Origin of the sequence: Spirosoma fluviale, assembly GCF_900230225.1 — a bacterium.
GTDB lineage: Bacteria > Bacteroidota > Bacteroidia > Cytophagales > Spirosomataceae > Spirosoma > Spirosoma fluviale.
Genome location: NZ_OCNH01000008.1, coordinates 72960 through 98841, shown reverse-complemented (window position 1 = coordinate 98841; position 25882 = coordinate 72960). Strand labels below are relative to the sequence as shown.

The 25882-nt window shown below is 49.3% G+C and carries 22 protein-coding genes; 16 read left to right on the top strand and 6 right to left on the bottom strand.

The window, feature by feature from the left end; genetic code table 11:
* Nucleotides 1–125: 125 nt before the first annotated feature.
* Entirely contained in the window at nt 126–962 is an 837-nt protein-coding gene (locus CRO74_RS28685) for a hypothetical protein (RefSeq protein WP_097131297.1), read from the bottom strand.
* A gap of 99 nt (nt 963–1061) precedes the next feature.
* Nucleotides 1062–2849 carry a translation elongation factor 4 gene (gene lepA, locus CRO74_RS28680; RefSeq protein WP_097131295.1) on the bottom strand — a complete coding sequence of 596 codons (1788 nt, stop codon included), beginning with the start codon at nt 2847–2849 and terminating at the stop codon, nt 1062–1064.
* A 489-nt stretch (nt 2850–3338) separates the two neighbouring features.
* Here lepA and CRO74_RS28675 point away from each other — a divergent pair, with 489 nt between their 5' ends.
* The 4 genes from CRO74_RS28675 to CRO74_RS28660 all read left to right on the top strand — a co-directional run bounded on the left by CRO74_RS28675 (nt 3339) and on the right by CRO74_RS28660 (nt 6432).
* The gene (locus CRO74_RS28675; protein WP_097131293.1) at nt 3339–3812 is read left to right on the top strand and encodes an Lrp/AsnC ligand binding domain-containing protein; all 474 of its coding nucleotides are present in this window, start codon (nt 3339–3341) and stop codon (nt 3810–3812) included.
* 132 nt (nt 3813–3944) lie between these two features.
* Nucleotides 3945–4484 (top strand): ATP-dependent protease subunit HslV, encoded by a 540-nt coding sequence (gene hslV / locus CRO74_RS28670; protein WP_097131291.1) that lies wholly within the window; start codon nt 3945–3947, stop codon nt 4482–4484.
* Nucleotides 4485–4541: 57 nt separating this feature from the next.
* Nucleotides 4542–6014, top strand: coding sequence for a sensor histidine kinase (locus tag CRO74_RS28665; RefSeq protein WP_245878013.1), 1473 nt, complete (start codon nt 4542–4544; stop codon nt 6012–6014).
* Nucleotides 5971–6432, top strand: a complete 462-nt coding sequence (locus tag CRO74_RS28660; RefSeq protein WP_097131289.1) for a response regulator — start codon at nt 5971–5973, stop codon at nt 6430–6432. The genes CRO74_RS28665 and CRO74_RS28660 overlap by 44 nt, the downstream gene beginning before the upstream one ends.
* 28 nt (nt 6433–6460) lie before the next feature.
* Here CRO74_RS28660 and dacB read toward each other — a convergent pair whose 3' ends face one another.
* Nucleotides 6461–8005, bottom strand: a complete 1545-nt coding sequence (gene dacB / locus CRO74_RS28655; RefSeq protein ID WP_097131287.1) for a D-alanyl-D-alanine carboxypeptidase/D-alanyl-D-alanine endopeptidase — start codon at nt 8003–8005, stop codon at nt 6461–6463.
* 134 nt (nt 8006–8139) lie between these two features.
* On the opposite strand from dacB, the gene CRO74_RS28650 reads away from it, so the two are divergent.
* The 12 genes from CRO74_RS28650 to CRO74_RS28595 all read left to right on the top strand — a co-directional run bounded on the left by CRO74_RS28650 (nt 8140) and on the right by CRO74_RS28595 (nt 21070).
* Nucleotides 8140–9570, top strand: a complete 1431-nt coding sequence (locus CRO74_RS28650) for an MBL fold metallo-hydrolase RNA specificity domain-containing protein (protein WP_097131285.1) — start codon at nt 8140–8142, stop codon at nt 9568–9570.
* Between the two features lie 100 nt (nt 9571–9670).
* Nucleotides 9671–10624 (top strand): acetyl-CoA carboxylase carboxyltransferase subunit alpha, encoded by a 954-nt coding sequence (locus tag CRO74_RS28645; RefSeq protein ID WP_097131283.1) that lies wholly within the window; start codon nt 9671–9673, stop codon nt 10622–10624.
* A 234-nt stretch (nt 10625–10858) separates the two neighbouring features.
* Nucleotides 10859–11134, top strand: a complete 276-nt coding sequence (locus tag CRO74_RS28640; RefSeq protein ID WP_097131281.1) for a hypothetical protein — start codon at nt 10859–10861, stop codon at nt 11132–11134.
* A 5-nt stretch (nt 11135–11139) separates the two neighbouring features.
* Nucleotides 11140–12303 carry a zinc metalloprotease gene (locus CRO74_RS28635; RefSeq protein ID WP_097131279.1) on the top strand — a complete coding sequence of 388 codons (1164 nt, stop codon included), beginning with the start codon at nt 11140–11142 and terminating at the stop codon, nt 12301–12303.
* Between the two features lie 28 nt (nt 12304–12331).
* Complete coding sequence (locus tag CRO74_RS28630) at nt 12332–12817, top strand: RNA polymerase sigma factor (protein WP_097131277.1); 486 nt, start codon at nt 12332–12334, stop codon at nt 12815–12817.
* Between the two features lie 3 nt (nt 12818–12820).
* Nucleotides 12821–13465, top strand: a complete 645-nt coding sequence (locus CRO74_RS28625; RefSeq protein ID WP_097131275.1) for a DUF8845 family protein — start codon at nt 12821–12823, stop codon at nt 13463–13465.
* A gap of 105 nt (nt 13466–13570) precedes the next feature.
* Complete coding sequence (locus CRO74_RS28620) at nt 13571–14224, top strand: HAD family hydrolase (protein WP_097131272.1); 654 nt, start codon at nt 13571–13573, stop codon at nt 14222–14224.
* A 68-nt stretch (nt 14225–14292) separates the two neighbouring features.
* Nucleotides 14293–15459: a site-2 protease family protein gene (locus CRO74_RS28615; RefSeq protein WP_097131270.1), complete on the top strand. Its 1167-nt coding sequence runs from the start codon at nt 14293–14295 to the stop codon at nt 15457–15459.
* A gap of 67 nt (nt 15460–15526) precedes the next feature.
* Nucleotides 15527–16117 carry an RNA polymerase sigma factor gene (locus CRO74_RS28610; protein ID WP_097131268.1) on the top strand — a complete coding sequence of 197 codons (591 nt, stop codon included), beginning with the start codon at nt 15527–15529 and terminating at the stop codon, nt 16115–16117.
* Nucleotides 16114–16854, top strand: a complete 741-nt coding sequence (locus CRO74_RS28605; protein ID WP_097131266.1) for a hypothetical protein — start codon at nt 16114–16116, stop codon at nt 16852–16854. The genes CRO74_RS28610 and CRO74_RS28605 overlap by 4 nt, the downstream gene beginning before the upstream one ends.
* 170 nt (nt 16855–17024) lie before the next feature.
* Nucleotides 17025–18266, top strand: coding sequence for a S8 family serine peptidase (locus CRO74_RS28600; protein ID WP_179830332.1), 1242 nt, complete (start codon nt 17025–17027; stop codon nt 18264–18266).
* 14 nt (nt 18267–18280) lie between these two features.
* Nucleotides 18281–21070 (top strand): CHAT domain-containing protein, encoded by a 2790-nt coding sequence (locus tag CRO74_RS28595; RefSeq protein WP_097131262.1) that lies wholly within the window; start codon nt 18281–18283, stop codon nt 21068–21070.
* Here the strand turns inward: CRO74_RS28595 and CRO74_RS28590 are convergent.
* From CRO74_RS28590 to CRO74_RS28580, 3 genes are all read right to left on the bottom strand, one after another.
* A complete protein-coding gene (locus CRO74_RS28590) occupies nt 21036–21653 on the bottom strand; it encodes a 3'-5' exonuclease (protein ID WP_097131570.1) in 618 nt (205 codons plus the stop codon). The two genes, CRO74_RS28595 and CRO74_RS28590, sit on opposite strands and share 35 nt — an antisense overlap.
* Before the next feature lie 215 nt (nt 21654–21868).
* Entirely contained in the window at nt 21869–23995 is a 2127-nt protein-coding gene (locus CRO74_RS28585; RefSeq protein ID WP_097131260.1) for an FUSC family protein, read from the bottom strand.
* A gap of 36 nt (nt 23996–24031) precedes the next feature.
* Nucleotides 24032–25798, bottom strand: a complete 1767-nt coding sequence (locus CRO74_RS28580) for an ABC transporter ATP-binding protein (protein ID WP_097131259.1) — start codon at nt 25796–25798, stop codon at nt 24032–24034.
* Nucleotides 25799–25882: the final 84 nt, after the last annotated feature.

Here is a 25882-nt window from a genome sequence, read left to right as displayed (position 1 = left end):
TATCCGAGCTGGCCTTTTTTTAATATATCGTCAATACTGCTGCAAAATACGGTGAACTTCGCCAGGCAGGATGGAGGTTCGATTCATCTTTATGCCCTACAAAGCTCAATCTAACAAGCTTCCTTTCATAAACTGTTTTTCACTTTCAGAACGAAAGCCGTCGGTACTTCAACTATATCAGCAATTTGCTCAACGCTTAAGTTAGCTTTCTTCAACAAGTTACGAACGACTTCACGTTCTTTAGCTTCTTTAGCCTTACGCTGACCTCTGATATAAAGAACGTCTTTCTCTTCGCTAAAATAGTCGGCAATGCTATACATCGTTTTGTCGATTTGTGTTTGTAAGTTACGCAACTGTGCTAATATGCGCAATTGTTGAAAATACCGCTTCATTGCAAAATCGCCCTGCGCCGTTTGGTCTATCCGATCAATCACTTGCCTAACAACGGTTTCGGGGCTCTGCTGCTTAAAATCGGCCAGAATGGCCAGTACAACATCTTCTGGCTTTTCAGAGGTTAAAAATAATTGGTAATCAAGTTCAGCAAAGACTATGAGATTATAGTCGAAGGTTAGTTGCTCCTCTTGCAGTCGGGTTAGCATTCTAGGTTTCTCCGCGCCTACAAACAACACGTATTGCTGAACAGGAAGACCGAATTTCCTCCGAAGCATAACATAGTATTCGGCCATTCGATAGACCATTTCCGCTTCATCTGCCACCTGAAATTCAAGCTGCAAAATAAATGTCTCATTAGCCGAATTGGTGATTTTCTTGAGAACGTCAGGTTTGCGCTCTTTTGTATGTTGAATGTCATCCGGTACCTCCTCAGACACAACAACATTTATATGAAGGAGGTTGGTAATTATACCGGGAATAATTGCTTCTATATTCTCTTTGAATATTTTATCATACTGGCTAGCTGGCTTTTTATCTTTAGGCTGATTGGGCTTTCTTTGTTGCTTCATGTACCCAAAATAATAAAATAGTATAAAAAGATCTTATTTACTCATTGTTCAGAATGGGTTATAAAAAAAGGCCAGCCCGTTTCCGGGCTGGCCTTTCGTTTAATTGATCTTCAACACCGCCATAAATGCTTCCTGCGGTATTTCGACGTTGCCAACCTGGCGCATTCGTTTCTTTCCTTTCTTCTGCTTGTCGAGCAGTTTACGCTTTCGGGAAATATCACCACCATAACATTTGGCCAGTACGTCTTTACGCAGGGCACTTAATGTTTCGCGGGCAATGATCTTCTGGCCAATGGCCGCCTGAATCGCAATTTCAAACTGTTGGCGGGGAATTAACTCCCGGAGCTTTTCGCATAGTTTCTTTCCCCACTCGTACGATTTCGAGCGGTGAACAATGGCCGAGAGCGCATCGACTTTATCGCCGTTGAGCATCACGTCGAGCTTCACCATGTCCGATTCGCGGTTATCCATAAACTCGTAATCAAGCGAGGCATAGCCGCGCGAGATCGTCTTAAGTTTATCAAAAAAGTCGAATACTACTTCGGCCAGCGGCATCTCGAACTGAAGTTCAACACGGTCGGCGGTGAGGTAAACCTGGTTTTTAAGTAAACTCCGCTTATCCATACAGAGGCTCATAATCCCGCCCACATATTCTGACTTTGTAATGATCTGCGCCCGGATAAACGGTTCCTCGATATAGTCGATCAGGTTTGGTTCGGGCATTTCGGCCGGGGCCGATACTTGGAGCTCTTCGCCTTTGGTGGTCATCACTTCGAAACGCACGGAGGGCACCGTAGTAATTACGGTCATGTCGAATTCGCGTTCCAGACGTTCCTGCACAATCTCCATGTGCAGCATACCCAGGAAGCCGCAGCGGAAACCAAAGCCCAGAGCGGCCGATGTTTCGGGTTCCCACACAAGAGCGGCATCGTTAAGCTGTAGCTTTTCCATGGCATCGCGGAGGTCTTCGAACTCGCTGGTCTCTACCGGGTAAATACCGGCAAATACCATCGGCTTCACTTCCGAGAAACCCTGAATAGCCACACTGGCGGGGTTGTCGACCGTTGTAACGGTATCGCCAACTTTTACTTCTTTGGCCACTTTAATACCCGAAATCAGGTACCCAACGTCGCCACACTCGATCACATCTTTAGGAACCTGAACCAGGCCAAGGGTTCCTACTTCATCCGCAAAATATTCCTTGCCGGTGTTCATAAACTTAACCCGGTCGCCTTTGCGGATACGGCCGTTCTTAACCCGGAAAATAACCTCGATACCCCGGTAAGAGTTGAAGTGCGAATCGAAGATCAGTGCCTGCAACGGCCCGGCAGGTTCGCCTTTCGGAGCCGGAATACGCTCTACAATAGCGGCCAGAATTTCGGGAACGCCGATGCCTTCTTTGCCCGATGCCGGAATAATGTCGTCGCGCTCGCAGCCGAGCAGGTCCACCATTTCGTCTTTGATCTCTTCGGGCCGGGCACCCGGCAGGTCGATCTTGTTCAGAACGGGAATGATGACCAGGTCGTTGTTGAGGGCCAGATACAGATTGGAGATTGTCTGAGCTTCTGTTCCCTGCGACGCATCGACCAGCAGCAGTGCCCCTTCGCAGGCGGCAATGGAACGGGATACTTCGTAGCTAAAATCGACGTGACCCGGCGTATCGATCAGATTCAGGGTATAGGTTTCACCCTTATACACATAATCCATCTGGATGGCATGGCTCTTGATCGTGATACCACGTTCGCGCTCCAGATCCATATCGTCGAGCAGTTGGGCCTGCATGTCGCGGGAGCCAACGGTTTTCGTGAATTCAAGTAGTCGATCCGCCAGCGTACTCTTGCCGTGGTCAATGTGGGCGATAATGCAAAAATTACGGATGTGCTTCACGTTGTAATATAAGGTCGTCTAATCGACGGAGGAGTCTTTACTAATAAAAAGCAAAAATAGGCAAAAAAAACAAACGCCGGACTCATCGCGGAGCCGGCGTGTTCAATTACACTTCATCAACAAACTAAAATCTTTTTCCGCCGAAGCGGGAAAATTGCTGTAGGAGGGGGACTCGAACCGCCCACGGTGCAGTTAGCCACAGTACAACTCTGGTGGTCAACCCCAGTCGCCCTTGCGGGCGGCATTATGCTGCGTTTATCCTTTATCACCACCCCCGAGACAGGAGGGCACGTCTGCCAATTTCGACATCCTACAGTGTGAGAAAAGTTATCAAGAAGACCGGCGTGTGACCCCGCTCGATCAACTTGACAATACAAAGATAGTATAAAGTGAAGTTTCGTTGCAAATTCTCTATGAAAAAAAGCTAAAATTTACAAACGATTTAAAAAAAGGCTATTTTTGTTAGCACTCATCAAAAATAGCTTAAAAATGACCGAGAAAAATTTAGAAATTGATAATACAGATCTTAAAATATTGAGTTTGTTAATGCAGGACGCGAATATGGCCTATACCGAAATAGGCAAACGCATCTTTGTATCAGGCGGTACGGTACACGTCCGGATGAATAAATTAAAACAGATGGGTATTGTGCGTGGGTCGCAGTTGGTCATCGATCACGCCAAATTAGGTTGGGATATTAGTGCCTTTCTGGGCATCTATTTAGATAAAAGCTCTTTATACGAAGAAGTATCCAAACAACTGGAGAAAATCCCGGAGGTGGTCAATGTACATTACACTACGGGTATCTATAGTATTTTTGCCAAGATCGTATGTCGCGATACCCAGCACCTGCGCGAAGTCCTGCACGATAAAATTCAGAAAGTTAGCGGTATCCAGCGGACCGAAACGTTTATCTCCCTCGAAGAAAGCGTCAACCGCCCCATTCCCTTTGCGGAGGGGTAGGGGCTATGGGCATAGGGTATTAGGCATGGGGAAGATCATCAACTATTTTCCCTATGCCCGATACCCTATGCCCCCTGCTCATGAACCCTAAACCACCTTCCCGGTGTTATATCCATCAACAAATTATAATTCATGCAACCTAAAATTCATGCAACTACCGTAGTTGGCATTCGGCATAATGGGCATGTGTCTCTGGGTGCCGATGGTCAGGCTACGATGGGCAATACCGTTGCCAAAAGTAATGTTCGTAAAGTACGCGTCCTGATGGGTGGCAAAGTGCTGGCCGGTTTTGCCGGTTCAACGGCCGATGCCTTCACACTCATTGAACGCTTTGAGGAAAAACTCAATGCCTATGGCGGTAACCTCAAACGGGCCGCTATTGAACTGGCCAAAGACTGGCGAACAGACCGGTACCTCAGAAAATTGGAGGCCATGTTAATTGTCGCGTCTAAAGATGACCTGTTATTGGTTTCCGGTACGGGCGATGTCATTGAGCCGGATGCAGACGTAGCCGCCATTGGCTCGGGAGGTATGTATGCCCAATCGGCTGCTCTGGCGCTTAAGAAACACGCGACTGAACTATCCGCCGAAGAGATGGTTCGTGAGAGTCTTCATATTGCGGCCGACGTGTGCATTTATACAAACCATAATTTGGTAGTAGAAACGTTATAAGAGTAAGGAAGGCCTTATTTCGTTTTCTATATTTGTTGCGGATTGTTTACCTGCGTTATGCTAAAAGAAAACCAGACTGGCTACACCATGACCCGGCGCATTGCGTTCGGTTTTATTGTGGCTATGGTTCTCATCGCATCCGGTTTCGCCATATCATTCTATAGCTACTATCGATATGGAGGAGATATGCAGCGAGTACGTCATACATACGACGTAATCAGTGCCCTGGACAATGTGTTGTCATCGATAAAAGACGTAGAGACCGGTTCGCGGGGCTACGTTATTACCGGTGATTCAGCCTATCTCGAGCCGTATATTAAGGCGATGCAACTGCTTCCGGGCCAACTTGAGCATTTGCAAATACTGACGAACGATAATAAAGTACAGATCAAGCGTCGCCGTGTTCTGGAGCAACTGATCAAAGACAAACTAGCCATAACAGAAGCCCGTTTGGATATTTTGCCTTTCGACAGGCGTAGCAACGCAATAAGCGCGGAAAGTAAGCGCCGGATGGACCTGCTGCGTAAACACGTTGCGTTGATGATCGACACCGAGCGTGTTCTGATGGAAGCGCGAAACCGGCAGGCAGATAATTCATTCAGTAAAACCCTCAAAATTATCTTCGTCTTATCGCTGATGACTTTCCTGACCCTGTTCATTCTGTACCGACTGTTGGAGAAGGAATTGGCCCATCGGCAGCAAACAGCCGACAAGCTTTTGGCTTACGACTCGCAACTGCGCGGGCAGATTCGTCAGTTGGAAGCGTCAAACGAAGAACTGGAGCGGTTTGCTTTTGTAGCGAGCCATGACCTACAGGAACCACTACGTAAAATACAGTCCTTTTCTAACCTGATTACAGAGCGATATTCCAATCTATTCGATGCAGATAGTATGCTATTTATGAGTAAAATCTCAAACTCAGCGGAGCGCATGTCTAAACTCATCAAAGATTTGCTGAATTTTTCCCGTATTTCCAGCCATCAGGAGGAATTTAAAGTAGTGTCTCTTGGCGAAATTGTACAGCGTATTCTGGATGATCAGGAGCTTCGGATAAAAGGAAGGGATGTACAGCTGCAAATCGGTGACCTGCCGATTATTGAAGGTATTGGCAGCCAAATGGATCATTTATTTAATAATTTGATTTCCAATGCACTGAAGTTTCTTAGGCCGGATGTACGCCCACTCCTGCGTATTCAGTCTCGGGCAGTGGATAGCGAAACCTATCCGGACCTGATAGCCAATCGACGCTATTTTGAAATTTCTGTCGAAGACAATGGAATTGGGTTCGATGAAAAATATGTAGATCACATCTTTAAAGTTTTTCAGCGCTTACACGGCAAGAGTGCCTTCGAAGGAACCGGTATCGGCCTTGCCATTTGTAAACGCGTTGTTATGTACCACCACGGCTATATTACGGCGCGTAGTCAACCCAACCAGGGAGCTACGTTTGTAGTCGTATTACCCGAAAGCCAATCTCAACAACAATATGACCGACCAACTTCAGAAGCCTATTCATATCCTGCTAGTTGACGACGACGAAGACGATCGTTACCTAACACGGGAGGCATTTCATCAGCATTACCCAGCCAGCCGTATTTCTTTTGCTGAAGACGGTGAAGATTTGCTGGATTTTCTGCGGTACGAAGGTCGGTATAGCGGGGCGGCTCATTCGTTGCCCGAGCTGATTTTGCTTGACCTGAACATGCCCCGTAAAGATGGACGTGAGGCACTGCGTGAAATTAAAGCGAACGATGATTTTCGCCATATACCCATTGTTGTCCTGACAACCTCCGATGCAAAAGATGATATTGAAACGTCTTATTTTAACGGAGCCAATAGCTTTATCACCAAGCCCCCAACGTTTCAGCGGCTTAGCGAAGTTACCAAAGCGATTGGCCAATACTGGTTCAACGTGGTAACGGTTTGTGAACATTATGAAGAAGATTAACGTGGCGCAGGATTTTCCCTGCGCCACGTTACTTTCCGTTCAGCCCAACCAGCCCGACGAAAATCTTTTCCAATTCATTCGTCACAGTTCTATTTTGGCCGGGCGTAAATTTATTGACGAGTATACAAAAGCTCATGCGTTCGCCGTCCGCTGCCGTAAAGTAACCCGCATAAGCGCGAACGCCTTCAATGGACCCACTTTTGGCACGTATATTACCGGCAGCGGCCGTTCCGCGGGCCAGGCTCCGGACGGTTCCTGTCTGCCCAATAATGGGTATGGTTTCATAAAACTGGGGGAACGCTTTGTCCCGGCCCATAACGCTTAAGATGCCGGTCATGTTGTCGGCCGTTAGAGCTCCTACGGTCGACAAACCACTGCCATCCCGAATCCGAAATCCATCCGTCGAAACACCTTTGCTCTTCCAATAAGTTGTCAGAGCCTGAATGCTAGCCGCTGTGGATTTAACAGATTTATTTAGGGCAATGGCTGTTGTACGAAGCAGGGCTTCTGCGTACAGGTTGATACTCTGAAAGTTTGTTTGCTGAGCCAGGTCCGTCAATAAAGGAGATTTGTGCTGATTTAAAATGGTACGTTTTCCTGTTGAGTTAACCACCGTAGGCAGGCCACCGCCTAAAGATACCGGTGAGTTACTGACCGGTATGTTATCCTGAAGAAGTTGATTTTGTAAAGCAAACGCGGTAAAATAGGCGGGGTCTGGCAGGGAGCCTTTTACGCTGAATTCATTGGCCGGTTCGCCAAGTGGCACCTTACCCGTCAACCATTGCTGGTTCAGAAAGGGCGCTCCGTAGATATTTACCTGATCGCCGGTGTTGGCAGCATCGGTCGTAACGGTATTCCGGAAGTTCAGGTACGGTACGGGTGGATCGGTACGCAATACGCTGGTGGGCTGGCCAATAGATTTACCCGGACGGAAAAAGATACGGTACAGGTTCTCGTTGATATTCAGTGCACTTAGACTGGCTCCGTAGTAATTACCCAAGTCGCCAAATGGCCACGTATCGGGAGTTGTCAGGTCATCGTATAGGCTGGCGTCGCCCACAACCGTCCCCTGGATTCGGCGAATGCCCGCAGCCTTTACCGCTTCCGACCAACTTGCCAGGAGAGCTGGTAAGTCGTAATAGCCCGAAAATCGCCAGCTTCCCAGGGAAGGGTCGCCGGTGCCCCGGATGTATAAATTACCTGAAAGGGTACTGTCTTTGATCGTTCCATCGTATTCCAGCGTTGTTGTATAGCTGAAGTTGGGTCCCAGCACCGCAAAGGCTGTTGCCGTGGTGATAAGCTTTAAGGTGGAGGCCGACGGTAAACTTTGGCGGGCATTGTAGCCAATGAATTCCTGACTATCCCGTACCCGTCGAACAGACAAGGCAACCGTACCAAATCGAGCTGCCGGACTGGCCTGAAAAGCCTCGGCCTGCCTGAGCAGACGTTGAATAGTTAGGGTATCGGTGGGTACCAGTAGTTGCGAAAAGGCCTGTAAATGAGTGAGAAGAGTGAGTAAACAGGCTAGTGGGAAAACCAAAAAAGAAGTCAGGAAATTGGGGTTTAAGCGCATTTACGAACAGTTAGGCGATTCGAGGGGTATTTCGTACTTTTGCAAACTTACAAAATAGGCGCCACCCAACTTGGTCAAAAACCATCCGTCTTAAGATTTTGAATTAACGACACCGAATAGTTAAAGTTGCACGCATGAAATTATCATTTCTGGGGGCGGCCCGGCAAGTAACTGGCAGTATGTACTTGCTGGAACTGGAGGATGATTACCGCATCCTGATTGACTGTGGTTCCGATTTGGAGCGATCTAGTTCAAACGGTCAAACAACCCCCGCCGTTACTCATCCGGGATTTTTTCCGTTTGAGGCATCAAGCATAAATCTGGTCCTGCTGACGCACGCGCACGTAGACCACTCCGGCAATCTGCCCAATTTGTTTCGTGAAGGATACGAAGGGCAGATCCTCTGTACCGAACCTACCTTTGCGCTCACCAATGTGTTGCTGAAAGACGCGGCATCCCTGAATCAAAAGCGGATCAACGAACTGAACGCCAGTAAGAAACAGCGGGTAAAAGATCGACAGGTTCAGATGCAGAAAGATCTGTTTCTGGACAGGCAGGTTCGCGAAACCATGGAAAACGTTGTGCCCATCGGCTTTAACCGAAAGTTCAAGGTAGCCGACGGCGTCGATGTAACGTTTATTCCGGCGGGGCACCTGCTCGGGGCCGCTCACATCGTTATCAATGTCGTGGAGAACGGTGAACGGAAAAGTATCTGTTTCTCGGGCGATATTGGCCGCAAAAACTACCCGCTTCTGGTCGATCCCGCCACGGTGCCGCCAGTCGATTATCTGATTTGCGAAAGCACGTATGGCAATCGGCTCCATGAGCACCTGATGACGCCCGAAGATGCGCTGGCCGATATTATCCAGCGGACCTGCATCGACATTCCTGGTCGGCTCATTATCCCGTCCTTCAGTGTGGGCCGCACGCAGGCGTTGCTCTACACGCTCAACCGACTGTATACCGAACGGAATTTTCCGCCCATCAAGGTTTTTTCGGATAGCCCGATGGGTTTCGAAAGCACCAAAATCTACATGCAGCACATAAAAATGCTGAATGCAGAAGCCAGAGAGTTCTACAAGGAAAATGAAGCGCTGTTCGATTTTCAGAACTTTGAATTTCTGGAATCGGCAAAAGCCAGTAAAGCCGTATCCAACTACGGTGAACCTTGTATCATCATTTCCTCGTCGGGCATGGTTCAGGGCGGCCGGGTTGAATACCACGTTGCCGAGAACATCAGTAATCCCTATGCTACTATCCTGATTATCGGCTACTGTGCCGAAGGAACCCTGGGGTGGCGTTTGCTCAACGGGCAGCAAACCCTCAGCATCAAAGGCAAAGATCACCAGGTGCTGGCCAATGTTGAAAAGATCGACGTGTTCAGCGGTCACGGCGACCGAAATGACCTGATTAATTTTGTGAGCATGCAGTCACCCGAAACGCTCCGGAACATTTTCCTGGTTCACGGCGAGTACGAGAGCATGGAGTCGTTCAAAGCCACACTGGCTGAGGAAGGCTATCCGCAGGTGATTATTCCCAAAAAAGGCGAAAGCTTTGAGTTATAAGTAGCGGGGAGCGAGGAGTTAGGAGTGAGAATGGCTGACGCATTAATAGTAGCCGGACGGTACGCCTAACTCCTCGCTTCTCGCTCCCAACTACTACTTCATGAGAACATACCTCGATTTTGAAAAACCCATTGCCGACCTGGAGTCACGGCTGGAAGAGACCAAAAAGCTAGCTCAAACCAGTAATGTCGACGTTAGCGAAGCGGTCAATATTCTGGAACAGAGCATTGATAAACTGCGCCGGGAAATTTTTCAGAACCTTACCCGATGGCAGCGAGTTCAATTGTCCCGCCACCCGGACCGTCCCTACACCCTCGACTATATCTCGCTCATGTGCGATCAGTTCATCGAGCTGCATGGCGACCGTACCGTTCGTGATGACCCGGCCATGGTGGGTGGTTTCTGCGAACTGGGTGGGCAGACGGTGATGATGATCGGGCAGCAGAAAGGGCGTAACACCAAGCAGCGCCAATATCGGAATTTCGGGATGCCCAACCCTGAAGGTTACCGGAAAGCGCTCCGGCTTATGAAACTGGCCGAGAAGTTCAATAAGCCCATCGTGACGATGATCGATACGCCGGGAGCTTTTCCGGGTCTCGAAGCCGAAGAGCGCGGTCAGGGCGAAGCCATTGCCCGTAACCTGAAAGAGATGTTCATGCTTACGGTACCGGTCATTTGCATTGTCATTGGCGAGGGTGCGTCGGGTGGTGCGCTGGGGATTGCCATCGGCGATAAAGTGCTCATGCTCGAAAACACCTGGTATTCGGTTATCTCTCCTGAGAACTGCTCGACGATTCTTTGGCGGAGCTGGAACTTCAAAGAGCAGGCGGCCGAAGCTATGAAGCTGACTGCCCGCGATATGCAGTTGAATAAATTAGTCGATGAGATTGTCGAAGAGCCCGTTGGCGGTGCGCATAATGACCACCAGGCCATGGCGAACCATCTCAAAACGGTCATCCTCGACGCTATTGCCCAACTCAGTGCCCTCGATCCACAAGAGCGTATCAACCAGCGTATTGATAAATTCTGCGAAATGGGCGTCGTACTGGAGTAAGCCCTGAATCGCTATATCTTTATAAAATAAGCCGCTGGGAGAGTCTCAGCGGCTTATTTTATGATTGAATCTATTTCACCGGTTGCCAGCAAATCTCCATTATCTTCATATAGCTTACTTCCCCAAAGCAATGGCACTGCTTTGGGGAAGTAAGCTATGGCTATAAAAAATCTTCATCTCCCTGTAATATTTCGTGGACTTCGGCGACTAATAGGTTAAAAACCAGTCAATACGATGCGTACTGATAATTCGTCAACTCATAAAAATACCCGCTCCATCGAGATAAATCGTGCGATGTATGGAGGGTTCGTTCTGCTTTGTCTTTACTTCTTTCTAACCGGCTCCTATCAGGATGCTGCTGTCAATCTGGGCATTGGTTTAATCTTTGATCCTTTTGATCAGACAGTTCGCTGGGAAAATCGCCCACGCTGGCAGCGGGTTTGGCTTATTGTCCATTTGCTTGTGATGATAGGAATCGTTTTGCTGTACTGGAAAACATTTGGAGCCTAAGCGACATGAAAAAGAAGACTATTTTTCGCATGGTGCTAGCCACGCTTTTAGGGGCCGCTCTCGGCTATGGAAGCATCCGGGCGTTGCAAAACTCTTTCTCAACAGCAGTCCTGAAAAACATGGTGTATGCCAGCAGTGGTTGGGAAGACGCTATAAAACTGGTGAGTGTGCTGGTAGCCGCCTGGGCAGCGCTGCTGGTGCATGAGTTAGGACATCTGCTAACGGGTCTGGCGCTGAAATTTCGGTTTTACATCCTGGTTGTTGGGCCGTTGGGCATCCGTCGGAATCCCGATACCGACCGGGTGCAATGGTACCTCAATCGGGATGTCGGGTTGTATGGTGGGGTTGCCGGAACGGTTCCGCTCGAAACGGGCGATTCTCTTCGTTCCAAATTTGCCGCTATTGTTGCCGCCGGACCAATCGTTAGCCTCTTTACGGGTGCATTGGCTCTCTGGCTTGGCTACCTCGGGGCCAATGCACTTTCGGCTGACTCGTCGGCAGGGACACGTGTTGCCGTTTGTTTTAGTCTGGTATTTGGGGTGTTCTCGGGTATGTTTTTTCTGGCTACCACCATCCCCGGCCGATCGGGGCCATTTTTTACCGATCGCGCCCGGTTCTTTCGCTTGATGGGTGGCGGGCATCCGGCTGCGGTGGAACAGGCAACACTCGAATTGCTGGTGCATAGCCAGTCAGGACAACCGTATGCAACCATAAATCAGGAGCAGATTGCCTTGTTACTAAACGAGCCGGAGGCTTCGCTGAGGCTGTTTGCCAATATTATAGCTTACTATCGCCACCTTGATCGGCAGGAAATGATGAATGCGTTTGAGCACCTGAAGCAAGCCGAAGCCCTGCTCGATGACCAGCTGACCATGATGAAAATGGAGGTCTGGAAAGAACTGGCCTTTGCCTACGCCTATGTCGATCGGGATGTGAAACAGGCGTTAGCCAACTGGTCGAAGATCAAGCCTTCGCCCGATGAGTTTCCGACTGCCTATGGGTATCTGTTCTGGGCGGCACTGGCCCGTGCGCAGGGCGAATCGGTCGAGCGAATTGACGAGTGGGTAGCAAAGGGATTATCGGCGCTCCCAGCCACGCCCATTCGAAGCGAAGACCGGCTAAGATTCCAGTTGCTGACTAGCATGCGCAAGCAAAATGCCTTAATTTAAGCCACTTATCCCTTCGCTACCGCTCCCCATGTTGTCAGAGCAGGAGTTTGTTCGCCAGATTCGCCAGCATCAGAAAATCATTCATAAAGTTTGTCACCTCTACGCCGACAAACCGGAAGACCGTGAAGATCTGTTTCAGGAAATTCTGCTGAACGCCTGGAAAGCGAATCGTGCTTTCCGCCAGGAGGCTGCCTTTTCCACATGGCTTTATCAAATCGGGTTGAATACGGCCATTTCTCACTTTCGCCGGGAAAAACGAAAACCCGTTCAGGATGGTCTTGATGGCGCTTTACAACTGCCTGATTTTCAGGATGAGGTGGCCGAAGCACAATTTGCGGCACTTTATAAGGCCATTGGGCAATTGGATAAAATAGATAAAGCCCTTGTCTTACTCTATCTCGATGATTATGACTATGCCACCATTGGTCAGGTACTGGGTATCACCCCTAATTATGTCGGGGTTAAAATGAGTCGGATCAAGCAGCAGTTGAAGCAAACAGTACAACAGGATTAACGGATGGAACTCGACGAATTTAAAGCATTTTATCAGGCTCAATTTGAGCAGGTTCCGGAAAAGTCTGGACCTGATCTTGAGGCCATGCTTCAGCAGCGATTCCATTCGGCTATTGAGCGTATTATGCGAAACATGCTTTGGGAAGTAAGCAGTGCCTTGCTGATGATGCTGGTGCTGGCGGTTTTAATGGCGATCTGGTCATCCACTATTTTTCGTTGGGTGGGTCTGGGTTTGGTAGTTGTTAGTATTGTTCAGGTAGTTGCCTTTATCTGGCAATATCGCCAACTGGCCACCCGACTCGATCAGGCTACAGGATCGGTACGGAATTACCTACAGGAACTAGTTGACATCATTAGCCGATTTGTGAAGACCTACTATCGCTATTGCATGCGTTCGATTCCGGTAAGTGCCTTAGTAGGCGGAGCATTGGGCGTTTATATGGGTATTACCGATGATAGAACCGACCCGGCCGTTGCGGCTTTGCCAGCGCATCCGGGTATCCTCTTTCTGGTTATTTCTTTAGCGCTGGCTATCAGCACAATCATAGGTGTTTATTACCTTCTCAAATGGTACATAAACCACGCGTATGGCCGGTATCTGAACGAACTCAATCACTGTTTAAGTGAATTAGGCCATCCGGTTAATTGATTTGGTAATCGCTTGACTCAACTTTGCTATTCTCTTTGCTCATTTGTCTGCCAATCCGGGCTATCTTTGGCCCCGGTTCCTGTAAGGCCGGAACCGCAACTGCGAATGGAGTTTTTACCCAACAAATCAATACTCAAGAATCTTATTTTCGATCTCGGTGATGTAATCATCCCGATTGATCTGACCGCTCCCATCCGGAACTTCGCCATGCTGGCCAACCTGCCCGAAGACGATGTTCGTGCCCTCTGGATGGAACATAACCTCGTTGGGCAGTACGAAACCGGTGTAATCGACGACGAAGCCTTCCGGGCTCACGTCCGGAAAATGCTGAAAGAGCGTACCAACGAATCTGATGACTGGGCCGACGAAGTGATTGACACTGCCTGGAATACCATTCTGCTTGACTTACCAGTCGAGCGTATTGAGCGGATCAAAGAATTAGATTCAAACTACCGCTTGTTTCTGCTCAGTAACACCAGCCCCATTCATATCCGGCAGGTCAATAAAGTGCTTAAGGGAATGAACCAGCCAACGCTGGAAGAACTCTTCGAGCGGGTATTTTATTCCTATGAAGTCCAGTTGCTAAAACCTGCCCCCGAAATCTACCAGCATGTATTGAATGAGGCTGGATTAGTTGCCGAACAAACCGCTTTTTTTGACGATAACGCTGCGAACATCAAGGCGGCTGCTGAGTTAGGTATTCAAGCCGTACACATACAGCCACCGTTAACCATTCTTGACTATTTAAAGGATATTTGATTCTTTATGTATGATATAGGATGTATGGGTTTCCTGGCATACATCCTATATCATACATCTTTCTTTCTATGAATAAAAATACCCGTACCTACCTCCTGCATGGAGGTCTTTTTTTAATTACCCTGGTTACCACCACGATGGCAGGAGCCGAGTGGATGTATGGTAGCATATTTATTCCTCTTGAAGGGGTAAAACCCCTGGGGTGGTCTGAATTTGTCGCTGGATTTCAGTTTTCAATCCCTTTCCTCGCTATTCTCACCGTTCATGAGTTTGGACACTATTTCACGGCAAAGGCTAACCATGTGCGGGTAACGCTGCCCTATTATATCCCGCTTTGGCTGGGTATTGGGCAGAGTATTGGCACACTGGGGGCGTTTATCCGTATTCAGGATTTTATTAACAGCCGCCGTAAATACTTCGATATTGGCATTGCCGGTCCATTGGCTGGCTTTGCGCTGGCGCTGGTGGTGCTCTGGTATGGATTTTCCCATCTTCCCCCTGCCGAATATATCTTTAGCATCCACCCTGAATATAAGAAATGGGGTCTCGACTACGGGAAATATGCGTATCAAAAACTCCCGGAAGGCGGAGCCATTGCGCTGGGGGATAACTTGCTGTTTTCATTCTTCAAAACCTACATAGCCGACCCGGCCCGTTTGCCCCACCCGTATGAAATGATTCATTACCCGTACCTGCTGGCGGGTTATCTGGCGTTGTTTTTTACGTCCCTCAACCTTATTCCCATCGGGCAGTTAGATGGGGGGCACATCCTGTATGCCCTAATCGGGCGTAAGCGGTTTCAGTGGGTTTCTCCGGCCTTGTTTATCGGGTTTGTCTTTTATGCCGGGCTTGGCATGTATAAACCAACAGATTTTGCCGTGCCTACCAATGAAGCTTTCTTCTCACAATTAGGAAACTTTGGCTTGTACATAGGCTTCCTGTACCTGGCTTTTTCGCGTATTGCCGAGCGGGCCGAGAGTGGCTCCCGAATGACGGCGCTACTCGTTACCCTTAGTGTAGTAGCGGCACAACTAGTAGTTTCCTGGGCTCGTCCCGACATTGAAGGCTACTCGGGCTTCCTTGTTTTTTCCTTCGTGCTGGGCCGGTTTTTGGGTATTTACCACCCCGAAACGGAGCTTGAAGAACCACTAGACGCCAAGCGGCAAATACTGGGCTGGATTGCGCTCATTGTCTTTGTATTATGTTTTAGTCCACGACCCTTTTTGATTTCCTGAATTAAGTAAACCGATTTCCTAAATTTACTTATCTTACCGTCGCATATAGCTATGTCTCCTTTATCCTATGCGACTTTCTTCCCGACAGCTTTCCGATGCTGATATAATGACGGGTATCCGGGCTGGCGGTTCACAGCGTCGGCTCTACGAAAATAAGCTCTACGAAAAATATCAATATCTCATTACAGACGGCGTTCGCAAGCATCGGTTAACCGAAGACGAATGTGCCAGTGTGTATTCTGATACCGTCCTGGCGATGTTCGATAACATCGTCAGCGCCCGCTTTGAAGGCCGTTCGGAACTTAAAACCTACCTGTATCAAATATTTACGAATAAATGTGTTGACGAAATTCGTAAAAAGACGACTAAGCGTAGTAGCGTCCACGATGCCTTTTCGCTCGATGATTCACTCCTGCAATTGCCCGACGAAGCACGCTCGATTGTGCAGAAACTCATTGCGCAGAGTGATCTGGAAAAGCTCCATAAGCACCTGAACGAATTGGGTGATAAATGTCGATCCATGATTTTATCGTGGGGCGAAGGCTATTCCGACGATGAGATTGCACTGACTATGGGCTACAATACGGCCGCCGTGGCTAAAACCAGTCGCCTGCGTTGTTTGGATAAACTACGTGAACGTTTCCGCGATATACTATGAACACTGATCTGGAGACAATTGAAAATTATGTGACCGGCCAGCTCACCCCGGACGAGCGAGTACGTTTTGAGGCCGCTCTCCGTACCGATCCGGCCGTGGCCGAGGCTCTGGCTTTCTACATGTTAACGAAACAGGTGGCTGGGGAGCAGGCCCGCGAACAACGAAAAGCAGAACTGGATGCGCTCCGTAAACCCGCTTCGATGTGGAGTGTACCCATGCGCTGGGCCGCTGCCGCCAGCATTACTGTCCTGCTGGGGCTGGGCTGGTACTTTCTCCGCCCTACCAACTCCCCCGAGATGGCAACCCGCCTGGCCGACGATTATGTAGCCGAACACTTTATGGAGCTACCCACGACTATGGACGGTGGTTCGTCCGGGTCAACAACGGTCGATAGCCTGAAAACAGCTGTTGGGTTGGTCAATAGCGGTAAACTAGCCGAGGCCGACGCACTCTTTCTGGATATACTCAAGCGCCAGCCCACCAATGATCGTGCGTTAAAATACGCTGGTATTGTTTCCCTGCGCCAGGGAAATTACGACCAAGCGATTACCCTGTTTCACCGACTGAGCGAACGGACAGACCTCTATAGCAACCCCGGTTTATTCTACGAAAGTCTGGCACTGTTAAAGCGCGGACTACCGATGGATAAAGAGCAAGCCAAAAAGTTGCTTGACGAAGTGATTACCAGGAACTTGGACGGGAAAGCTGAGGCCGAAAAGCTAATAAAGTCATTTTAAACCCGCTCACCGCAATGTACCTGATCATCATCCTGCTAAATCGAACTAGCCGTTCCATTTTTGGTGGTTTACTCTTTTTAGTTCTTATAAACTCGCTAAGTAGCTGTAAATTTTTCTGCAAACAATGCTGTGAGAAGTCCGTCGAAAAACCTTGGTATTCGTCGGCGAATTTGCTTCTGCCAAATACGGTCAATGATACTACCATACGAAAAGCTATTCGCAAAGCGGCTGAAGAGGCAGGTGGATCGTTGGCAGATGATGACATTAGGATTCGTCGTTGCCCTTGTGACTCGCTGGTCAACCTGGAATTGCCCCCCGGCTGGATTATCGAAGGACATGATCCTGGTGGCGTTGCGGTTCGGTCTCCCGGTGGTGGGCAGTCGGGTGGAGTTGATTTACCGGGCAGCGGTTCTTTGACAGTGGGTTTAAACTTTCTAATCAACACATACGATCCAAGTCAGCAGACAGACAACCGGGAAGTTGCTGGAAGGGGCTATGCCGGTAAGGGTATTATACCGCCTGACAATCCGGCAACCTCGAAACAAATAAAGGTTGCTGTCTTTGATTCTGGTTTTTTGCCTGGTGCCAATTATTTGTCCGACAGTTACCTGTTATCAACCACTTCCTGTACCAACGATGCGCTTGATCCTGCCAAAACAAACGCCCTTGGCTGGAATTTTACAATAGAAGGCGACGAAAAAACGACTACAGACCTAACCCCGGTTCATCATGGATCGCGGGTAGCGAACCTGTTGGTCAGGCAGTTTAGTAACAGTAATATAGTGCCTAAAATTGTACCTATGAAAGTGCTGAACGGGCATAATCAGGGGGATCTGTATGGACTCATGTGTGCGATGAAGACGGCCCAGAAAAACGGAGTCAAAGTGTTCAATATGAGTTTAGGCTACTATGGAGGATTGGATAGCCTGTTCAGGAAGTACATCGCTGAAGCGCATAGGGCTGGTATCTGGATAATTGTTGCTGCCGGTAATCATCTGGTTGACTCGACGAGTCTAAACCGGGATCTGACCACCTTGAATCCCCAGTTCTACCCGGCAATGTTTGCCGCCGAGTTCGACCGGGTAGTTCCGGTAACAACCGTTTCAAGAGATGTCAACGGTCTGGTAGTCGCCTGTATACGGCAGAACTATGCTAAAGAATATGTAGTGGGTGCAATGGACAATTCGGTACCCTGTTATTTTCGAATGCATGACGGTCCTGGTAGCTCAGTCTTGGACATATATGGAACGTCTTACGCGTCACCGGTCGTAGCTGGGTGGATAGCCCGCAAACTGGTTGAGTCGCCGGGGGTGTTGAACAGCCGGGCTGACATTTCTGGTCAGATTTCGAATACTAACCAGGGAACCGGCAATCAGGTCATGGCAAATAAGTACATAAAGTCATTACCTTAACGGAGTGGAATAGTATGTGGCGTACGCTGGTTTTGGGGTTAGTCTTGTTGCCTGCGCTTGTTCGGGCGCAGTGCCCGACTATGGCTCAGCGGTATAGTCGTTTGGTTGACCTGTCTGGATTGCCAACACCTCGCCAGATCATATCGAAATCAGCTGAACTGGAAAGGCAATCCCGCAACTGTCGGACCACCAATGATTCAGTGTATGCTAAAACGCTTCACATACTGGGGCGTTCGTACTGGTATGCGGGTAGTCTGGATACTGCCATTGCGCTCACCCGGCGGGCTATTGCGGTTAACCAGATGAAGGGGCCTGCTGTACGGAGAGCCAATCTGGTTCATAGCTATTACAACCTGGGCCGTATCTATGGCGATAAAGCTGATTACAACCGGGCTATACAAGCCTTTACGACCGCTATTGCCATGGCCAGAAACTATCCGGAGAAGTGGGCTTCTGGTGCTAGCGCCTACGATGAGCTTTCGTACATATACTATAACATTGGCGACTACGAGAAAGCCGTCAACGTAGCTCAGGAGGGTATCCACCTGTCACAGAAGGCGAAAGACCCTAAGATGACGGCCAATACACTGGTTCAGCAGGCTCAGTCCCTTATAGTCCTTGATAATTTACCTGCTGCCATTGCTGCTCTTCAGAAAGCACTACGATTGGCCAAACAGATTAATGAACCGGGTATAACAGCCAATGTCTATTCGCTGTTGGCTGATGTGGCCAACAAACAACAACTGGCCGGTAGGGCTATTCAGTATTATCACAAAGCTATTTACCTGAATAAACAAGCTAATTTTCGACACGGGTGTTTCCAGTCACTCACAAGTCTTGGGCTGGTGTATGCCAGGAAGTTACGGCAATACGATAAAGCGTTGGCTAGTTACAAACAGGCACTTGAGTATTGCGACGATACGGGGGGGCGGTTGGTGCTTTTAAATTGTATTGGCAAAGCACAGCAGGATTTGACACACTATCAGGAAGCACTGGGCTATTATCAGGACGCATTCCGCCTGATAGATCCTTTGGTAGACAGCGTTAGTTTTACATCCAATCCTGACAGTCGATCTATCAAACTATCAGCCAATAAAGAATACTTATTGAGTCTTATTCGGGACAAGGCTGATACCTGGCTCGACTATGCCAAAGCAACAGGAAACGACCGGAAACTGCTAAAAGCGGCCCTCGATACATACAAAGTTGCCGACCAGATGATTGACTTTATGCGGTGGGAGCATACGGGTCAGCAATCGAAGTTGTTCTGGCGGCAGAAGACGCGGAGCATGTACGAACGCGCTATTGAAACCTGTTTTTTACTGGGCGATGTCGAACAGGCCTTTCGGTTTATGGAAAAGAGCCGGGCCGTTATGCTGACCGATAAGCTAAACGAACTCGGTGCCCGGCAGCAACTAACCGAGGTACAGATTGCACAGGAACAACAGTTGCGGCAGGCGGTCAATAATCAGCAAAATACATTGGCCAGCCTCCCGTCCGACAATGGACCGGCCTATAACGTAGCCCGGATGGCTCTTTTTGCTAAACAGGATAGCTTGACTACGTTTTTGAAGAACCTTGAAGCGTCGAATCCGGCTTATTATCAGTACAAATATGAAAACCAAACTATAGCACTCGCTGATTTAAAACAGTACCTGAAGAAACAATCCGGTTCGCTCGTTACGTATTTCGTTGGCGATAGTGCCCTGTACTTAATGGCGGTTACGAGCGATAAAGCTGTTTTGAAGAAGCAACCCATCAAGGCGTATGCAAAAGCTCTCCATCAGTTCGCTGAGTTGCTAGCTAACCCAGCAGCGATGAGCAGACGCGACGATGTAAATCGGTTTTTGGGACTCAGCAACGACTTGTATCGTCAGTTACTGGCTCCATTCGGCTTGCCAAACGGACGGGTTCTGGTATCGCCCGATGGCTTTTTCGTGCCGTTCGATGCCCTGAGCCGTTCGCCCGATAAAGCAGATTTTGCGGTCAATGACTATGCATTCAGTTATGTGTATTCCGTTGGCCTACTGTTGAAAAATGGAGGGAAACAGATTCGTGGAAAGGGTTTTCAATCGACCGATTTTCTCGGCGTAGCCCCGGTTGAGTTTGCTTCCGGCCTTAATCAGGTACTCTTGCCCCGCTCCGACGAAGCCCTGACTCCCATTGCCGGGCGGTTTACTACGTCGACATTACTCACGCATGGTAAGGCTACAAAAGCTTCTTTTCTGAGAAAAGCCGCCAATGCTCGCATCATTCACCTATTCACCCATGCTACCGCCGATAGCTCTGACCGGGAGCCGTCTCTCTATTTCGCCGACTCAACCTTGCAACTCTCCGACCTGCGTGATGGCGTATTGCCCAACGCGGAGCTGGTGGTGCTGGCGGCCTGTAAAACCGGTATTGGGGCCAACCAGCGGGGCGAAGGCGTGTTTAGTCTGGCGCGTGGATTTTCAGCGCTGGGCGTACCCAGTGTGCTGACAACCCTCTGGAGCGTTCAAAACGAAGCTACCTACCAGCTAACCGACCTCTTTTATGCCTATCTGGATCAGGGTTTACCCAAAGATGTAGCTCTGCAACGGGCCAAGCAGGATTGGCTCAGCACCGCTGAAGGAGAAGACCAACTGCCTAATTACTGGGCGGGTCTGATCATAGTCGGAGATTCAAGACCACTTGTTCATCTTTCGTACAGTCCCTGGGTCGGTATCTTATCTCTACTGGTTATGATTGGCCTGGGTGGAATCTGGTTCTGGCGGCAACGGGAGCGACGTGTTATGGCTGTATTTTCAACTGCTCACTCAGCTTAAATACTTCCTTCAGGCATTTTGCGGTGAGTACGGCATCTTCCAGTGCATTGTGAAACCCGTCTTCGCGGGCAAAGCCAAAGTAACTGGCAATGGCCGTCAGACTCAGGCGGTCGGGTACTTTGCGGCCGTTGGCTTTCAATACGCGGAAAGTAAAATAGGCCAAGGTGTGCAGATCGAGCAACACGCGTGAATAAGGCCACTTTTGCTTCTCATAGCGGTAGGCTTCCTTCAAAAAGTTGATATCATTGATCACACTCTGCCCGCAGACAATCAGGTCGCGCAGGTAAGGCGTTCGGTCCAGTTGCCCTTTGGGCACCCGCAAGCCAAGCTGGGTACAAATCCACTCTTCCATCTCGGGAAGTACGTCGTAGATCATGGGAGCGTCTTCCAGTTCTGCCAGCGACAGATTGTGGATTTTCTCAGAAGAGGACGAGAACGCATCTTTGTTTTCGGGATAAACATTGGTGAGGTACTGACCGCGCTCTATCCAATTGTCGTCAAAAAGTACCGCACCAATTTGAATAATCTCGTTATAATCCGGTTCGGGGCCGGTCATCTCCAGGTCAAGAACTAAAAAAGGCATGTTATCAGCTAAGGTTTCGTTGGCGTAAAGTTGAATGCAAAAATCCGCATTATTAACTGAAAAACTATCTGACAATTTTTCAAAGCTGGAATTATTCAGACTCGTTCGGGGTTTACCTGATAACTTCGACATTGAAACCCCGGTAGCTCGCTATCGGGGTTTATTATTTTACGGCGTACCAAAGGAGTACTTCGTTAAGTGACAAGGCTAAGGCTTTACGCCAATCGATCAACTAGTTTGCCAATGTCACTGCTTACCTGCTGAATAAAAGCTAACTGCTCGCCCAGCAATGGATCTGCCGGGGCAGAGTCAGGAACCGCCGGGCTCGTACCCGTAGATTCCTGAACCGGACTTTCTACGGATATGCCTAACTGGCGCAGGCTTTCGTTGAGGGCAAATAAAGCCCGCTTAATCGGGCGCAGGAATGGGGCCGGAAAAACTTTGTAGTCGGTCGTAAATTGGGCAGATGTAATTGTGGCGACATTAGCTGACAGAATGTGGTTCAGCACCACGAATTCATAAATGAGCTTTTCGTTCCGTTGTTTGTGTTTGGGCTCCGAGAGCATTCGATCGAAAGCCGCCGATAAATTGGCCGACGTGACATACACTTCCTTACGGGCCAGCTTATAATCGACCAGACTGATATTCTGACCGGACAGGCTGTCGAATAGCAATTGCAGGTAGCGGATATTGGCCTGTAAAATGGCCTTCATCGGTTTGGCTAACTGATCGGATTCCCACTGCGGAAAAACGAGATAGCCCGTTACCAGCGCTATGATACCCCCCAGCAGTGTATCGAAAAAACGCTCCTCGGCTACCCCTAAATAGCTGACCCCCAAAAAGCTAAACAGCAACAGGACGAACGGAGTCACGCAAATAACCATTACAATGTAATTGATGCGTTGCGCGCTGTAGGTGCCGAGCATAAACAGCACCATGAACCCAAATTGAACCTCCCGGTTCGGGATGAAGGTTAGAATCAGTACGCCAAGAATACCCCCGGCCAGCGTACCGCTGATGCGTTCGATGTTGCGCTGCTTGGTCAGGCTGAAGGCCGGTTTCAGAATCACCGAAATCGTGAGTAACACCCAATAGCTATGATGGCCGTAGGGAAGGAGTTTGGTGATGACGTACCCGAGCAGCATGGCCACCGCTACCCGCACCGAATGCCGGAATACCGATGAGTTGAGGCTCAGATTGTCGAGATAAGATTTCAGGTCGATTTCCTGATGCGTAACGAAACGCCCGTATTCCATCTCCTCGTTATTGATCGGATTAGCGGTTGGCGAAGCCAGATTTTTTTGAAGGGCCGTTACCCGCTGGCTGATGGTACGTAAGCTGACCAGCACTTTTTTGAGCACCAGCGTACTGCCGCCTTCATCGCCGAGTGCGTCTATACTGCGCTTTAATTTATCCAGCCGGGGGGTAATATCGACTGGTTTGTGGAACGGAACGGGTAACTGAATGGCCAGCCCGATATGGTCCAGCTCGACGGAGAGCCGTCGTATAGACCGGGAAATGTGTTCCAGCACGCCCGAGTTGCCGAACCGCTCCCGAATGTCGGAGTAGTCATAATACATGGCAATGATCTGCTCATACAAATCGACCACATCCACAAAGGTGAGCAGCAGCAAACGGCCCGTACGCGTTGTCTCGGTCACAATTCGCCGACTTTTGAACAAGACCTCCCGTACGGCATCCTGCTTTTCATTCACATCGACCTGCTGCGCAATCAGCCGACGGTAATTGTCATCCAGTGCCGTTGAGGGGTCATAAAAATCAGCTTTTATGGCCATGAGTTTTGCCATTTCGTGGATACACTGGCCCAGTGCCTGTTGAGCCAGCCGGTAGGGTTGCAGCCGGGAAGCCAGCAAACTAACCAGGCTATACCACACGCTTCCCGACAGCACCAGCGCACTTTCGTGAATAACACCACGGGCATCCATGGGCCGGTCGATCATCAGAATCATGATCAGCAAAGCCGCCGTACCTACCGATGTGGCCCGGCTTCCGTAGATGGCAAACATGGAAAAAAAGAACCCGAACAGCAGAATTTCAACGCCCAGGGTGTACTCGTTCATCCGGGCGAAGCCTGTAATAAACGTTACAAAGAAACTAATGACAGCACTAATAGCCATGCCGTTGCGCCGGTGCATGACCGGGCCGGGAGCATCGCTCAGGCTCACGTTCAGCGCTCCCAATGACATAGCCATACCCGCCTGTAACTGCCCGAACTGCGAGAGCAAAAGGGACGGCAACAGGATCGACAGCGTGATCCGCAGACCATCCGAAAAATACTGGCTCGACAGAAAATATCCGACTTGCCGACTACGCTTGTTCATACATGAATGGCCTTTCCTGAGAAATGCACGGAGCAATCAGGCGTCAAGGGGCTGCAAACCCGTTTTACGTTCACCGATCTGCTGCCGCCACATGGCGTAATATAGGCCCTTTTGGGCAACCAGTGCATCATGAGTACCCGTTTCGACAATTTTACCTTTCTCCAGCACAAATATAGTGTTGGCATGAAGGATGGTAGAAAGTCGGTGGGCGATCAGGATGGTGATCTGCTCGTTCAGGGCCGATACAGACCGAACGGTATCCGTAATTTCTTCTTCGGTAAGTGAATCCAGGGCCGACGTTGCTTCATCAAAAATCAACAGCCGTGGATGCCTGACCAGGGCGCGGGCAATGGAAAGCCGTTGTTTCTCTCCCCCCGACATTTTCAGCCCTCCTTCACCAATTTGGGTGTCCAAGCCGTTTTCGGAGCGGGCCAACAGGTGGTCGCAGGCGGCTTTATCAAGGGCGTCGAGCATTTCGGCTTCCGTGGCGTCGGGTTTTACGAACAGTAGGTTTTCACGGATGGTGCCCGCAAAGAGGTGCGTATCCTGCGTAACGAAGCCAATCTGACGGCGCATCGGGTTAAACCGAATATCTTTGGTTGAAATGTCATTGTAATATATTTCCCCATCGACAGGCCGGTAAAGCCCGACCAGCAATTTCACCATCGTCGATTTCCCGGATCCCGACGGGCCAACAAAGGCAATGGTGTCGCCCAGCCCGGCCTGAAAAGAAACCCCATCAATGGCGTTCTGACCGGCACCTTTATGTCGGAAAATTACCTCTTCGAAACGTAGGCGCTCCAACGGCCCCACTACCACCGGCGATTCCGGATTTCGTTCAATGGATTTTTCCATCAGCTTGCCGAAACTATGCAGTCCGGCTTCGGCTTCCCGGTAAGCCAGGATGATGTTGCCCAAATCCTGTAAAGGAGTGAAGATCGCCACTGAAATGAACTGCATGGAAATCAGTTCGCCGGTGCTTAGAATATTTCGGAAAATAAGCCAGAGCAACGTAAACAGAACAGACTGTTTAAGAATGTTCAGCGTGGTACTTTGCCAGAAGGAGAGGAGCCGTACCCGCTTTACCTTGAACATTTCGAGGTCGAAAATACGGCCGGTTTGTACCTTGAGTCGCCGGATTTCGGGGAATGTGAGTCCCAGGCTTTTGATGAGTTCGATGTTGCGTAGCGATTCGGTAATAACGCCCGACAGCAGGGCCGTTTCCCGGTTTATGGAGCGTTGCGTCGTTTTGATCTGGGTGCTCAACGTACCCGTCAGCCCGCCCAGCAGCAACACGCCGGTTAAAAAGACCGGCACGAGCGCCCAGTGTTTCGTTACGGCATACCAGATCAGAAAACCAATACCTACAAGCGAGGAAAACAGAACATTGACGAAGGAGTTGATGAACTTCTCGGTGTCGGTGCGGACTTTTTGCAGAATGGACAGGGTGGCACCGCTGCTTTGGTCGCCAAACTCCTGATAGGATAACCGAAGGGTTTGTTTAAGGCCGTCGTTGAAAATATCGGTGCCAAATTTCTGAACAACCAGACGGGTGAAATACTCCTGAAAGGCTTTGGTGATATTCGACAGGACGGCCACACCAACGGCGATAGCCAGCAGCCATAAAACGCCGTTTATTTTTTCTGAATCCGTTTTTTTGCCCGGATTGGTGGCGTATTCGTCGATCAGTTTCCCGAAGATAATGGGGTCGACAAGGGCTAAAATCTGGGCGATACCCGCCAGTACCAGCGCGAGTATGGCCAGCCAGCGATACGGTTTAAGGTACGTCCAGAGAATCGACATTAGGAGTGGTTATTTAGTTATTGGTTATTATTTATTGGTTAGTAGTCAATGAGTTATTTGGTAAAAATGCCTGAATTGGGTTCA

Excerpts from the sequence above, each read along its gene's own strand:
- CRO74_RS28685 (WP_097131297.1), bottom strand. The coding sequence starts at position 962 with ATGAAGCAACAAAGAAAGCCCAATCAGCCTAAAGATAAAAAGCCAGCT.
- CRO74_RS28675 (WP_097131293.1), top strand. The coding sequence starts at position 3,339 with ATGACCGAGAAAAATTTAGAAATTGATAATACAGATCTTAAAATATTG.
- hslV (WP_097131291.1), top strand. The coding sequence starts at position 3,945 with ATGCAACCTAAAATTCATGCAACTACCGTAGTTGGCATTCGGCATAAT.
- CRO74_RS28665 (WP_245878013.1), top strand. The coding sequence starts at position 4,542 with ATGCTAAAAGAAAACCAGACTGGCTACACCATGACCCGGCGCATTGCG.
- CRO74_RS28660 (WP_097131289.1), top strand. The coding sequence starts at position 5,971 with ATGACCGACCAACTTCAGAAGCCTATTCATATCCTGCTAGTTGACGAC.
- dacB (WP_097131287.1), bottom strand. The coding sequence starts at position 8,005 with ATGCGCTTAAACCCCAATTTCCTGACTTCTTTTTTGGTTTTCCCACTA.
- CRO74_RS28650 (WP_097131285.1), top strand. The coding sequence starts at position 8,140 with ATGAAATTATCATTTCTGGGGGCGGCCCGGCAAGTAACTGGCAGTATG.
- CRO74_RS28645 (WP_097131283.1), top strand. The coding sequence starts at position 9,671 with ATGAGAACATACCTCGATTTTGAAAAACCCATTGCCGACCTGGAGTCA.
- CRO74_RS28640 (WP_097131281.1), top strand. The coding sequence starts at position 10,859 with ATGCGTACTGATAATTCGTCAACTCATAAAAATACCCGCTCCATCGAG.
- CRO74_RS28635 (WP_097131279.1), top strand. The coding sequence starts at position 11,140 with ATGAAAAAGAAGACTATTTTTCGCATGGTGCTAGCCACGCTTTTAGGG.
- CRO74_RS28630 (WP_097131277.1), top strand. The coding sequence starts at position 12,332 with ATGTTGTCAGAGCAGGAGTTTGTTCGCCAGATTCGCCAGCATCAGAAA.
- CRO74_RS28625 (WP_097131275.1), top strand. The coding sequence starts at position 12,821 with ATGGAACTCGACGAATTTAAAGCATTTTATCAGGCTCAATTTGAGCAG.
- CRO74_RS28620 (WP_097131272.1), top strand. The coding sequence starts at position 13,571 with ATGGAGTTTTTACCCAACAAATCAATACTCAAGAATCTTATTTTCGAT.
- CRO74_RS28615 (WP_097131270.1), top strand. The coding sequence starts at position 14,293 with ATGAATAAAAATACCCGTACCTACCTCCTGCATGGAGGTCTTTTTTTA.
- CRO74_RS28610 (WP_097131268.1), top strand. The coding sequence starts at position 15,527 with ATGCGACTTTCTTCCCGACAGCTTTCCGATGCTGATATAATGACGGGT.
- CRO74_RS28605 (WP_097131266.1), top strand. The coding sequence starts at position 16,114 with ATGAACACTGATCTGGAGACAATTGAAAATTATGTGACCGGCCAGCTC.
- CRO74_RS28595 (WP_097131262.1), top strand. The coding sequence starts at position 18,281 with ATGTGGCGTACGCTGGTTTTGGGGTTAGTCTTGTTGCCTGCGCTTGTT.
- CRO74_RS28590 (WP_097131570.1), bottom strand. The coding sequence starts at position 21,653 with ATGCCTTTTTTAGTTCTTGACCTGGAGATGACCGGCCCCGAACCGGAT.
- CRO74_RS28585 (WP_097131260.1), bottom strand. The coding sequence starts at position 23,995 with ATGAACAAGCGTAGTCGGCAAGTCGGATATTTTCTGTCGAGCCAGTAT.
- CRO74_RS28580 (WP_097131259.1), bottom strand. The coding sequence starts at position 25,798 with ATGTCGATTCTCTGGACGTACCTTAAACCGTATCGCTGGCTGGCCATA.